Here is a 12325-nt window from a genome sequence, read left to right on the forward strand (position 1 = left end):
GAACTCGGGTGTCCGCTGTCGCTCCACAAATCCCAAGTCAATCCACTCGGTAGGTTCGCTGAGGCGGTTGATTTCGGCCATGGACATCCGAAACCACGACCGCCTCATTCCTAACTTAACACGACCCGCGCCCTCCGCCCCGAATCTTTTGCACGCGGGCGGCGTCACCCTCCGTATGAACGAACGGGCGTACTTCGAGCGCCTGTCGACCAGCGCGGAGACCCCCGCGGACCTCTTCGAGCACTTCGAGACGCGGACGCACGGAGACCGGACGTACCACGCCATGCCCTCGGCGCACCACGACGTCGAGCGGGGGACCGTCGTCGTGCCCGACGCCGACGCCGTCGTCCGCGGCTACCCGAGCGTCCCGCGCGTTCTGGTGCTCGACCCCGGTGTCGAGTCGTTCTTCGCGGCCGACGAGCGGGTCGCCGTCGAGGAGAAACTCGACGGCTTCAACGTCCGCATCGTCGACCTGGGCGAACCGCTCGCGTTCACTCGCGGCGGGTACGTCTGCCCGTACACGACGGGACGGGCGCGCGCCCGACTCGACCTGTCGTCGTTCTTCGCCGACCATCCCGAGCGGATGCTCTGTGCCGAACTCGTCGGCCCCGAGACGCCGTACACGTCTCACGACTACGACGACGTCGACTCCCACGCGTTCCGCGTGTTCGACGTCCGTGACCGCGAGTCGGGGGAGCCACTACCAGTCGAGCGGCGGCGCGACTGCTGTGCGGCGTACGGCTTCGACCAGCCCCGCCTGTTCGGGTGGGTCGACCCGGCAGCGGCCGTCGAAACGGTTCGAGAGGCCATCGACCACCTCGACGACGCCGGCCGGGAGGGGGTGGTGCTGAAGGCCGCGGACGCGACGTCGATGGTGAAGTACACCACCGAGTCACAGCACCACGACGAACTCGCGTACGCCTTCTCCCTCCCGTTCGACTACGGCCGCGACTTCGTCTTCTCGCGGGTCGTCCGCGAGGTGTTCCAGGCGGCCGAGTTCGACGGCTCCGAAGAGCGGCGTCGCGAGCGCGCCCACGCCCTCGGCGAGGCCATCCTGTTGCCGATGGTCGAGACCATCGACGACGTCTCCCGGGGAGAGACGGTCGGCGAGCGACAGACGGTCCGGGGGCCACCCGACGAGGTGGACGCCCTCTTCGACCACCTGCGCGAGCAGTCGCTCACGCTCGACGTCGCGTCCGACCGACGCACGGACGGCGAGCGCGTCGTCGAGTTCGTGAAGGTGTCCGAGTCGACGCAGGACCGCATCCAGTACTATCTGGAGGGTGGAACGCGCGACGAGTGACGTCGTCAGCGAGTTCCCTCCGCCACTCCCGCCTGCCCGAGCGGCTCGTCGATTCCCAGTAACCCGGCGCTGCGCTCCCAGAGCTGTCGCTGTGCCTCGTGGTCCCGAGCGGCCCGTGAGGGTTCGGCCTGCCGCTGCTTCGAGAAGTACCGTCCCGACACGTCGTCCACCCGATCGGAGACGGCGAGGAAGACGAGTGCTGCAGCGCCGTCTTTCACGGACGTGACGCCCGGGACGGCTTCGAGGAGTTTCGCCCCCTGCGAGAGCGGCGTCGGGAGGAACCGCGTGAACCCCGACCCGGGGATGGCGCCGGGGTGGAGCGCGTTCGAGGTGACGGCCGACCCCCGGTCGTTCAGTCGCCGGGCGAGTTCGAAGGCGAACTGGACGTTCGCCAGCTTCGACCGCTGGTAGGCGGTCCACCCCGAGTACCCGCCGATGGACGTCACCGCGTCGGGGTCGAGCGTCACGCTGCGGTGTGCCTCCGACGCCGTGGTCACCACCCGCGCCCCGGGCGCGAGGTGGTCGAGCAGTTCGTTCGTCAGCAGGTACGGCGCGAGGTGGTTGACGTGGAACGTGTACTCGACGCCGAGATCGGTGAGCCGGGCCTCGCGGAAGAACCCGCCCGCGTTGTTCACCAGCAGGTCGAGTTCGGCGGTCGTCTCGCGTGTCTCGTCGGCCAGGTCACGTACCGCGTCGACGTCAGCGAAGTCGGCGCGGACGAACCGGGCGTCCGACCCGACGTCGACGAGTTCGTCGACCAGTTCGGCGCCGGCGTCCGCGTCGCGGCCGTGGGCGACGACGTCCGCGCCGAGTCGGCCGAGCGCGAGTGCGGCCCCGCGGCCGATTCCGCTCGTCGATCCGGTCACCAGCGCAGTCGTCCCCGTGAGGTCGGCGTCGGCGACGCCCGCGCGCCGCTCGGGTGGGTGGTCCATGGGCGAAGGTGAGGAGCGGAGCGACAAAAGGGGTCGTTCCGACGCCGCCCGCGGGGCAGTCGCTCGGAGGTGTTCGCCTCACTGACGTGTCGAACCGGTCCGACGCCCCGCTTCGGCTGACCTCGCCGGGCCATCGGTCTCTCGCCCGGCGTGGGTCGGACTCACTCCTCTGGACCAGGGTGTCGGATGGGCCCCGAGAGGTGATACGGGGGGCGTAACCCCTCGCGGGCCCACCGACCCGTAGATTCGAGCACTGGATGTGGCTTGCGCCTAATAGCTTCGGTCGTCCCGAGGGACGACCGGGTCGGCGAGTCGTCGACGTCGAGTCGGCTCGACGCCCGCCCGCCTCACGCCTCGCGCTCGTCGCCGTCCTCGTCCGTCGGTCGCACCAGGTTCGCGAGCGTAACGAGCACGCCGAGCGTCCACCCCACCGGGACGGCCAGTCCGCTCCACATCCCGACGTACGCGAAGCCGACGAGGTCGAAGCGGGCTCTGAGGCGCGTGTTGAGGTCGCCGACGACGAGCACGTTGTCGAGCAGCCAGATGGCGAGCGACTCGCTCTCGGGGAAGACGACGCCCGCGAGCGTCGGTGAGTACAGCGCCGCGACCACCGGCGGGAGGAAGACGGCGACGACGCCGAGGGGGTACGCGAAGAGGACGGTCGTCACCCGCCCACCGACGCGGGCGAACACCAGCGCGAGCACGGTGGCGACGACGGCGACGGACCCGGCGGCGGCGACGGCGAAGAAACCCTCCGGGGAGAACCGGACGCGCGCGAGCGCCGCGAGGGCACCCCAGACCAGGACGGCCAGGAGGACGGTGCCCACCACGCCGATGCGCGTCGCCGTCCGGTCGAAGCGGCGGGCGTAGAAGCGAACCGCGAAGCCGGCCACGGTGAGCGGGTAGCCGACGAGCAGTCCCAGCCCACCGATGACGGCCCAGGCTCGGTAGGCGAGGCGCTGGAGGGTCGTCTGGGGGTACCACTGGCCCAGTACCGGGTGTGACTCCCGGAGCTGTGGGAAGGCCAGCGCCATCCAGAGGCCGTGGAGCGTCCGCAGGTCGTACCGGACGCCGGCGACGACACCGGTACTCGCGAGGAGAGGCGCTCGCATACCCCGTCCGTTCACGGCGAGGGGTTTAACGGTTGGCCTCCCCGTCTCACGTGGCGAACTGCCACGTCCCCGCCCGGCTCTTCGCCCCCACGTTCCCCGCGTGCTACCCCTCGATGTCGAACGTGACGACGTCCGTCGGCCCGCAGTAGGGACAGACGGCCGTCGCCCCGAGCAGTGTCGCCCCGCAGTGCCGGCACTCGTACACCCGCGGTCCCCCACGTCCGACCAGCGACGTCACCAGCTCGGTGAGACTCATCGTGTCTCCTGTCGACGTACGCCGGCATAAATGTGACTGAGTTGATATGATTGGAAGGTCCGGCTCCACGGACTGTCGGCGGGTCACGCCGGTTCGGGTCGACGGGGTCCCGTCGGCGCGTGACCCGGACGCTCGTCTCGTCCGGTCCCTCGCGTCGTTCGTTCTCGAACGTCCCCACGCCGCTTCGCGTCTCCGACGACGTCTCCATCGTCGTCGCCGGAGGGGGCAGTGCGACGGCGACCGGACCTTGCAGACGAGGACGCACCGCTCGGCTGCTCCGCCGGTCTCCGAGTCCGCGCCCGACACGGGGACGCATCCCGTGTCTCAGCGAGGTCCGACGGCCTCCCCGGGACGCCCCGAGGTCTCTCGGCCCCGTCTCGTCGACCGACGCCCCGACGCGTGGCCCCCCTGAGACGGCTTCGACGGCGGCGTGTGAGCGGCGTGTACCGCTGTGCAACCTCAAGACACTTCCCTTCAGCCCACTGGACATTATGCGTGACGCAGTACGTGGAACGATTCGAGCGACTCGGTCCCCTCGCACACGGCCGCCAGCCGACGGTCGTCACGAGCAGTCGATTCGGTTCCAGCCTCCCTCCCAGTAGCGTCGAGACAGCGCACGCGCCACCCGCTCACCCAGTTCGTCCCGGTCCCGGTCGTGGTCGACTGTGACCGGTGACACCGACACCGCGACGCCCACCGCAGTCGAGGCGGGCAAGAGTGCCTACGAGACGGCGCTCGAGGTGTTGCTCACCGGCTTCGCCATCCTCCTCCCCGTCGTCATCACGGTCTATCTGGTCAACATGACGCTCGACCTGGTGACGGACGCGCTCGTGCCCGTCATCGACATCCTCCGGTGGGTCGGCGTCATCGAGCGACTCTCCGATGCGGGCATCGCGCAGTTCATGGTGCAAGCGGGGCTGTACTCGACGGTCACCGACTTCTACACCGAACTCATCACGGTTGCCGTGCTCCTGGCCGTGGTGGTGGCAGTCGGCACCGTCGGGCACAACCGCTACGGCGAGATGGTCATCGACTACGTCGACCTCGCCATCACCTCCATCCCCGGCGTCGGGACCGTCTACGGGAGCTTCCGCCGGATGAGCGACGCGATGCTCGACCAGGGAGCCGACGAGTTCCGCGAGGTCAAACTGGTCGAGTGTCTCGGCGACGAACTGTACGTCATCGGCTTCGAGACGGGTCCGTCCCCGGACTCGGTGAGCGACGCGACTGGGCACGACGGGATGGTGACGATGTTCCTCCCGATGGCGCCGAACCCCGTCACCGGGGGGTTCCTCACGCACGTCCCCCGCTCTCGGGTCCACGACGTCGACATGACCATCGAGGAGGGCATCCGGAGCATCCTGACGAGCGGTGTCGCCACCGGCAACGAGGACGACCGGACGCAGGTCCCCTCGATGGAGGACCTCAAGGCGGCGACCGACATCGAACTCCAGCCGACGGCCACGCCCGAGCGTCCTGCTGCGGAGGAGGCCTCCGAGGGCGACCCCCGACGCGACTGACGCGGCTTCGCGGCCGTCGGGACTCCACCGCTCCTTCTCTGTCGCCGCCACGACGGCGTCGAGATCGGCCGTGCCGGCCACTCCCAGACGACGTCGCGCTCCCTCCTTTTGGACGACCGTGTCCCGTTCTCGTCGTCTCCCGTGTCTCGCTCTCGTCCGGCACAGCGCGTCGGCTCCGCCATCCTTCCCCCGCGCCCCGTCGCAGCGGTGCGGCTCCGATTTTTTACGACGATTGTACTAATTTTTCGACGCCTCTACGGTATTACACCGCACGTCATAATATCCCAAACTATTAAGTGATGGTCTATATACCGGTTTCCTGCTATGGCAGACCACCACACGAGCAAGTCGCGTCGGCGGTTCCTGAAAACGGCGGGTGCAGGCGCAATCGCGGTCGGATTCGCGGGCTGTTCCGGCGGCGGCTCCGGCACTGACAGCGGAAGCGGTGGTTCCAGCGGTTCGGACGGTGGCTCCGGCACCGACACCGAGAGCGGCGGGAGCACCGGGAGTACTGGCGGCGGCCGTGACCGGTTCAAACTGGGTGCGGTCACGTCGCTGTCTGGTGACCTTCGCTTCGGCGGCGGCGTCACCAAGCGCGGATACGACCTCTGGGCGGACACCATCAACCAGAACGGGGGCATCGAGGTCGGTGGGGAGTCGTACGACGTCGAAATCGTCTACGCCGACGCCCAGTCGAAGCCCAGTTCGGGTGCCGACGCGGCCTCGCGGATGATATCCAACGAGAACGTCGACGCCGTTCTCGGCCCCTACTCCAGCAACGTCACGCTGGCCGTCTGTCCCATCATGGAGCGGAACTCGATGCCACACATCACGGGCAGCGCGGAGTCGCCGCAGATATGGAAAGAGCAGTTCGAGTACTCGTTCGGGACGATTCCGACGGTTTCGATCATCGCTAGCGAGACCGGGGAGGCGCTGTTGAACCTCGACCCGAACGCCGAATCGGTGTACATCACCGGGGTGAACGAACCCTTCTCGAAGAGCACGGCGGAGGCGATGCGGACGGCCGCCGAGAACGCCGGCGTCGAGGTCCTCGACTTCCAGCTCTTCCCGCGCGGGGCCGACTACGCGAACGTCGTCTCTCAGGCGAAGAGCGCGGGCCCGGACCTCCATCTCCACGGCGGACACATCGGGAGCCACGTCAACCTCATCAACGCCGCCGAGCAGTTCGACTACTCGCCGAACGGCTTCATGATGCACTACGGCGTCAACACGGGGAGCTACAAGGACGGCGCGGGTGCCGGTGCGGCCCACACGTTCGGGGCGACCGTCTGGCTCCCGAGCGCCGACCGCTCCGGTGGCGCGCTGTTCGATTCACCGGGCGCCTACGCCGACGCCGCACAGGCCGCCTACGGGAGCGCCCCGGACTACACGCAGGCCGGGTCGACGGCCGCTGGCATCGTCTTCCAGGAGGCGTTCAAAGAGCTCGGCGCCGCGCCGCCGCTCTCGCAGGACGACAAGGACGAACTCGTCTCCGTCCTCGAGGAAATCGAGGTCAACACGTTCTACGGGGACGTGAAGTTCGAGACCGAGGGCGAGTACTACCACAACAACATCAACACGACGTCGCTCCTCATCCAGCTCGCCGAGGACGGCTCGCCGAAAATCGTCGGGCCGGAGGACGAAGCCGTCGACGAGCCGACGTACCCGATTCCGAGCTGGAGTGAGCGGTAACGAGCGATGGTCGAGACGGGACTGCTGATTCAGACCATCGTCAACGGCCTGCTGCTCGGCGGTATCTACGTCACCGTCGGCGTCGGCTTCTCGCTGGCGTTCGGCGTCCTGGAAGTCGTCGACTTCGCCGTCGGCGAGTACGTGATGCTCGGAGCGATCATCGGTGGGCTCGCCGCCCCCGCGCTCGGGTCCGAGGGGGTCTTCGTCATCCCGTTGGTCCTCGTCGCGTTCTTCGTCGTCGGCTTCTTCGTCCAGCCGTTCATCCACCACGTCACGACGGGTGACCGGCCGCAGCCGCTGCTGATGGGGCTCGTGTTCACGTTCGGTCTGGCCACGTTCTTCCGTGGGTCCGTCCTCACGATTCTGGGACCCAACAACCGCGACGTTCCGTCGTCGCTGCTCCAGGGGAGCCTCACGGTTCCGGGCGTGGGCATCTTCCCGTACGTCCGCGCCGCGACTGCCGTCTTCGGCGTCGTCGCGCTCGGGGCGTTCATGTACTACCTCTACAACACCAAAGGTGGGATGGCCATCCGGGCCATCGCCGAGGACCGGACGAACGCGCGCCTGATGGGCATCAAGATCAACCGGTACCAGTCCATCGCCTACGGGAGTTACGCCGCGTTGACCGCGGCTGCCGGCGTGTTCATCGGTATGGTGTTCACTGCCAACCCCGGGATGGGTCTCCAGTACACCGCCTTCGCGTTCTTCATGGTCGTCCTCGCCGGGATGGGCTACCTCCCCGGCGTGATTCTCAGCGGTATCGTGCTGGGTCTGGCCCAGTCCCTGACGGCGGTGTACGCGAGCAGTCAGGTCGTCCTGCTCGTGCTGTTCGCGCTCATCTACCTCGTCCTGCTCGTCTCGCCGGCCGGCATCCTCGGTAAGGGGGAGTGGGCGTCGTGAGCGAACGGACGACCGACGTGCTCTCGGCCCGAATCGGGTCCGTCCCGGCCTGGCTCGTCGTCCTCGCCGTCGTCGCGCTGGTCGCGCTCCCGATGGGGCTCGGCGCGTTCTGGACCCGCATCGGCCTCGGCGCGCTCATGTGGATCGGACTCGCACAGTCGTGGAACATGATCGGCGGCTACGCCGGCTACCTCGACTTCGGACACGGGGCGTACTTCGGCATCGGTGCGTTCGCCACCGGCACCGTGATGGTCACGTTCGGACTCCCGTTCCTCGCGGGCTTCGCCGTCGCCGCCGTCGCCGCCGCCGTCATCGCGTACCTCGTCGCCGTCCCGACGCTCCGACTGACCGGGGCGTACTTCGCCATCGCGACGTGGGCGCTCGCCGAGGCGTTCAAACAGCTGGCGCTCAACCTCGAAATCACCGGCGGCACGTTCGGCCTCAGCCTGCCGACCACCGCGGCGAGCTTCGGCCTCCCGGTCGGCGGACTCTCGACGACGCTGTTCTACTACCTCATGCTGATACTCTGTCTCGCGACGATTGCCGTCTCGTACGTCCTCTTCGAGCGCAGCGAGTTCGGCTTCCGCGTGAAGGCCCTCCGGGACGACGAGGACGCCGCCGAGTCGCTCGGCATCGACACCACCCGGGTCAAGCGACAGGTGTACGTGCTGTCGTGTGCCGTCGCGGCGCTCTTCGGCAGCGTCCACGCGTACTTCATCACGTTCATCCACCCGAACGACGTGCTGGCGGCCATTATCACCGACCAGATGGTGATCATGGCGCTCCTGGGCGGATTGGGGACCATCGCCGGACCCATCATCGGCGGCATCGTCGTCTTCCTCCTCCAGCGCCTCTCGTCGGTGTTCCTCGGACAGTCGACCATCTACCTCCCGCTCATCGGCGTCCTCATCATGCTCGTCGTGCTGTTCGCGCCGAGCGGCGTCGTCGGCATCCTGCGAGGCGAGGTCGACAGCACCGACATCCGAAACAACGCTCGCGAACTCGCGGAGAAGTTCGACCTGCTATGAGCGACACAGACACCATCCTCCGGACGGAGGAGTTGACGAAGACGTTCGGGGCGCTCCGGGCGAACGACGGTATCTCGCTCTCGGTGCCCCGCGGAGAGATCAGGGGTATCATCGGCCCGAACGGGAGCGGCAAGACGACGTTCTTCAACACCGTCACCGGGTTCTACCAGCCCGACGGCGGGTCGGTCACCTTCGACGGGACCGACATCACGGGGTGGAAACCTCACCGGATTGCGCGCCGTGGGCTCGGGCGGACCTTCCAGATCGTCTCGCCGTTCGAGAACATGACCGTCCGACAGAACATGATGGCCGTACAGACGACTGACGCCGTCGACAAGCGGGCCCGAGCCGACGAGATTCTGGCGTTCCTCGACATCGACCACGTCGCGGAGAACCAGGCCAGCGGGATGAGTGGCGGTCAGCAGAAACTGCTCGAACTGGCGCGGGTCCTGATGCTGGACCCGACGGTCATCATGCTGGACGAACCCGCCGCGGGCGTCAATCCGGCGCTGCAGGAGCGCATCATGGACCACATCCGCGAACTCAACGCGGAGGGGACCACGTTCGTCGTCGTCGAGCACGACATGAACGTCATCCGGTCTATCGTCGACACCGTCTCGGTGTTCGACCAGGGGTCGCTCATCGCCGAGGGGACGTTCGACGAGGTCAGACAGGACCAGCAGGTCCGCGAAGCGTACCTCGGAACCACCGCCGAAGACGAGGGGCTCCCGATATGAGCACCGACGCCGACCCGCCGACGCTGGTCACCGAGGACGTGGTCACCGGCTACGACGACCACGAGGTGCTCCACGGCATCTCCTTCGAGAACCGTGAGGGGGTCACCTCCATCTTCGGGCCGAACGGCTCCGGGAAGTCGACGTTCATGAAGGCGGTGAACGGCGTCGTCCCGGTGTGGTCGGGGAGCGTCCGGTACGGCGACGTCGACCTGACCGGCCGACCGCCCGAAGAGACCGTCACCAACGGTATCGCGACGCTCCCACAGGGTGGCGGCGTCTTCGACAGCCTCTCGGTCGAGGAGAACCTCCGCGTCGGTGCGTTCATTGTCGACGACAACGAGACGGTCGAGCGACGGGTCGACGAGGTCCTCGACGCGTTCCCCGTGCTCGAAGACAAGCTGGACGACAAGGCGCGGAGCCTCTCGGGTGGTCAGCAGATGATGGTCAGCCTCGGTCGGGCGATGATGTCCGGGGCGGACACCTACCTGCTCGACGAACCGTCCGCCGGTCTCGCGCCACAGCTAGTCGACGACGCGTTCGACCTCGTCACGACGCTCGTCGACAGGGGTGCCCGGGTCGTCCTCATCGAGCAGAACGTCTCCGCGGCGCTCCGCATCACCGACTACGTCTACATCTTCGCCGAGGGTGAGGTGCAGTTCCACGGGGAACCGACCGACCTCGCCGACGAGGACGAACTGCTCGACCTCTACCTCGGCCTGTAGAGCCCGACGGCTCACCCCGTCGCGTCCACCGGTCCCGTCCCGTCCCGCCTGGCCTGGTCTGGTCTGGTCTGGTCGACGGGGTCTCCGGGCCGTCGCTCGGTGCGGGATCGGTGGGTGCGACGGCCCGGCGACTACCGGCGCGTCACCGCTCAGGTCGCACGGGCGACGACGGCGTAGAACGGGTCCGTCCCCGGCCGGTCACGGACGACGTCGCGCTCCTCGAACCCGCCCGCGGCGTCGAACGCCCGGTTCAGCAGGTCGACTCGGTCCTCCATCGACGCCGCCCGCCACGCGCGGACGGCCTTCGTCGGGAACAGGCGGTTCGAGAAGCTCACGACGACGCCGCCGCCGGTCGCGAGCACCCGCCGGAACTCCGCGAACACCCGGCCGGGGTACTGCAGATACTGCACGGAGAGCGCACAGCAGACCGCGTCGAACCGACCGTCCGCGAACGGGAGCCGCTGTTCGCTGTTGAGGTCCTGGACGAACCACTCGTCGAGGCGGTCGTTCGCGGCGAGTTCCTCCGCGTTGAGTCCGTGACCGACCACCTCGTACTCGGACGACTCCCCGGGGAGGTGACTGACCCAGCTACTCATCGCGTCGAGGACGCGGGCACCGGGGTCGAGCACGTCCGCGTAGAGGTCGGTCAACCGCGCGAGGAACGCGTCGTCGGCGTGCGTGACGAACCGCGGGCTGTCGTAGAAGGTGGCGTCGGGCCGTTCGTCGAACCGCTGTCGTTCGGCCGCCGAGAGGACGGGTTGCACGTCTCGAGAGAGGGAGAGCGGACGCATGAGTCCGTCGGCCGGGCGTCTCGGCGCGCTCACAGTCGCGTTCGTCCGGCGTGGCGTGATCCCCTGGCACCCGCGTCGGACGAGGGCAGTCAGAACGTGTAGTCGTCGCCCGTGTCGGTGCGGGCGGCGGGGTCCTGCTGGTCCTCGACGGCCTGCGAGAAGAGGTTCTCCTCTGGATCCTGTGAATCGTCGGTCGACGTGGTGTTGTACGCGGACATCCCCATCGAGAGGAGTTCCTCGACGGCCTGGTCGCGGTTGACGAACTCGCCCTGTTCGACGAGTCGGCGGATGTCGTTATCGATGCGGTCGGGCAGCGAGAGTTCGACTTTCGACATGCTCCATACTCAGAGATGCACAGGTGATAAATGTGCGCTCCACCCTGACTGTCCCGGACAGCGCACGGAGAGCGGCCGAGAGGGACTGAGCACCGACCTCCGCCCCGAACGGGTTCACACTCGTCTCCACGCACGTCGGCCACGACCCGCGGGCACGGCTCGTCTCCCGACCGACCCACGTCGTGGTTCACAGAAAAGTCAAGGCGGATGCCCCGAGGCTTGACCTCGGGGAGGAAGCCGACAACCGAGAACACAAACCACGCTACGATGGCAGGCCGACTCCCAGCTATCAAATAACCATAGACCAATATGTGAAACACAGTGGAGTACCGTCGTACCGCCGTCATCAAACTCGACACGCCCGATGGGGTCGATTCGCTCCTTCGTGAGACTGTCGAGCAGTTCAAACACTGCGCCAACACCGCTTCGGAGTGGTGCTGGCATGGCGACGACGGATACCACGTCACATCCAAAGCCAAAGCCGAACAAGTTCTCTATGACCAACTCCGCGACGAAACCGACCTCACCGCCAACCTCGTCCAAAAGGGGATTCGGCGGGCTGTTGAAGCAGTTAAAAGTGGTGTCGAACGCCTCAAGCGTGGAGAGAACACCTCACGACCCTACTTTTCAGCGGACAGCGCGGTGTACGACAAGCGAAGTGCGACGTTCCACCGTGACCACGTATCCCTCTCCACCATAGACGGGAGAATCGAGTGCGATTACATCCTTCCCGGCGACCCGGAGAACCCACCGACGAAGTACGTCGCCGACGCGGACTTCGAGTTTCGGATGGCACACTTGCAGTACCGAGACGGCGACTGGTATTTGCACGCTTCCATGCGGAAGGTCGTAGCAGACGACGAATCGTCCGACTCCGATTCCAAGCACAGACCAGTCCTTGGTGTGGATTTGGGCGTCAACAACATCGCCGTCGTTTCAACGGGGCGCTTCTGGTCGGCAGACGAGTTCAACCACTGGCATCGGGAGTACGAGAGCC

Annotated in this window: 12 protein-coding genes and 2 pseudogenes; 8 read left to right on the plus strand and 6 right to left on the minus strand. The window is 67.2% G+C overall.

Annotation, left to right across the window (positions count from 1 at the left end; genetic code table 11):
• Positions 1–81 (minus strand): annotated as a pseudogene (locus ACESK5_RS17045) (IS6 family transposase); the annotation flags it as partial.
• A gap of 94 nt (positions 82–175) precedes the next feature.
• Between ACESK5_RS17045 and ACESK5_RS17050 the strand changes: the two are divergent.
• Positions 176–1303, plus strand: a complete 1128-nt coding sequence (locus ACESK5_RS17050) for an RNA ligase (protein WP_372912778.1) — start codon at positions 176–178, stop codon at positions 1301–1303.
• 5 nt (positions 1304–1308) lie between these two features.
• Here ACESK5_RS17050 and ACESK5_RS17055 read toward each other — a convergent pair whose 3' ends face one another.
• From ACESK5_RS17055 to ACESK5_RS17065, 3 genes are all read right to left on the minus strand, one after another.
• Positions 1309–2235, minus strand: a complete 927-nt coding sequence (locus ACESK5_RS17055; protein ID WP_372912779.1) for an SDR family NAD(P)-dependent oxidoreductase — start codon at positions 2233–2235, stop codon at positions 1309–1311.
• A 347-nt stretch (positions 2236–2582) separates the two neighbouring features.
• Positions 2583–3347, minus strand: a complete 765-nt coding sequence (locus ACESK5_RS17060) for a hypothetical protein (RefSeq protein ID WP_372912780.1) — start codon at positions 3345–3347, stop codon at positions 2583–2585.
• A 103-nt stretch (positions 3348–3450) separates the two neighbouring features.
• Positions 3451–3603 carry a hypothetical protein gene (locus ACESK5_RS17065; RefSeq protein ID WP_372912781.1) on the minus strand — a complete coding sequence of 51 codons (153 nt, stop codon included), beginning with the start codon at positions 3601–3603 and terminating at the stop codon, positions 3451–3453.
• Between the two features lie 665 nt (positions 3604–4268).
• Here ACESK5_RS17065 and ACESK5_RS17070 point away from each other — a divergent pair.
• From ACESK5_RS17070 to ACESK5_RS17095, 6 genes are all read left to right on the plus strand, one after another.
• On the plus strand, positions 4269–5123 hold the full coding sequence (locus tag ACESK5_RS17070; RefSeq protein WP_372912782.1) for a DUF502 domain-containing protein: 855 nt from the start codon (positions 4269–4271) through the stop codon (positions 5121–5123).
• A gap of 324 nt (positions 5124–5447) precedes the next feature.
• Complete coding sequence (locus ACESK5_RS17075) at positions 5448–6815, plus strand: ABC transporter substrate-binding protein (RefSeq protein WP_372912783.1); 1368 nt, start codon at positions 5448–5450, stop codon at positions 6813–6815.
• Positions 6816–6821: 6 nt separating this feature from the next.
• On the plus strand, positions 6822–7715 hold the full coding sequence (locus ACESK5_RS17080) for a branched-chain amino acid ABC transporter permease (protein WP_372912784.1): 894 nt from the start codon (positions 6822–6824) through the stop codon (positions 7713–7715).
• A complete protein-coding gene (locus ACESK5_RS17085; RefSeq protein ID WP_372912786.1) occupies positions 7712–8743 on the plus strand; it encodes a branched-chain amino acid ABC transporter permease in 1032 nt (343 codons plus the stop codon). Before ACESK5_RS17080 ends, ACESK5_RS17085 begins: the two co-directional genes overlap by 4 nt.
• The gene (locus tag ACESK5_RS17090) at positions 8740–9480 is read left to right on the plus strand and encodes an ABC transporter ATP-binding protein (RefSeq protein WP_372912787.1); all 741 of its coding nucleotides are present in this window, start codon (positions 8740–8742) and stop codon (positions 9478–9480) included. The genes ACESK5_RS17085 and ACESK5_RS17090 overlap by 4 nt, the downstream gene beginning before the upstream one ends.
• The gene (locus ACESK5_RS17095; protein WP_372912788.1) at positions 9477–10202 is read left to right on the plus strand and encodes an ABC transporter ATP-binding protein; all 726 of its coding nucleotides are present in this window, start codon (positions 9477–9479) and stop codon (positions 10200–10202) included. The genes ACESK5_RS17090 and ACESK5_RS17095 overlap by 4 nt, the downstream gene beginning before the upstream one ends.
• A 149-nt stretch (positions 10203–10351) precedes the next feature.
• Here ACESK5_RS17095 and ACESK5_RS17100 read toward each other — a convergent pair whose 3' ends face one another.
• Complete coding sequence (locus ACESK5_RS17100) at positions 10352–10993, minus strand: class I SAM-dependent methyltransferase (RefSeq protein WP_372912789.1); 642 nt, start codon at positions 10991–10993, stop codon at positions 10352–10354.
• An 89-nt stretch (positions 10994–11082) separates the two neighbouring features.
• The gene (locus ACESK5_RS17105) at positions 11083–11328 is read right to left on the minus strand and encodes a CopG family transcriptional regulator (RefSeq protein ID WP_372912790.1); all 246 of its coding nucleotides are present in this window, start codon (positions 11326–11328) and stop codon (positions 11083–11085) included.
• A gap of 321 nt (positions 11329–11649) precedes the next feature.
• Between ACESK5_RS17105 and ACESK5_RS17110 the strand changes: the two are divergent.
• A pseudogene (locus ACESK5_RS17110) lies at positions 11650–12325 on the plus strand (RNA-guided endonuclease TnpB family protein); the annotation flags it as partial.

The organism is Salinigranum sp., from assembly GCF_041641895.1.
In the GTDB taxonomy this organism is placed as follows: Archaea; Halobacteriota; Halobacteria; order Halobacteriales; family Haloferacaceae; genus Salinigranum.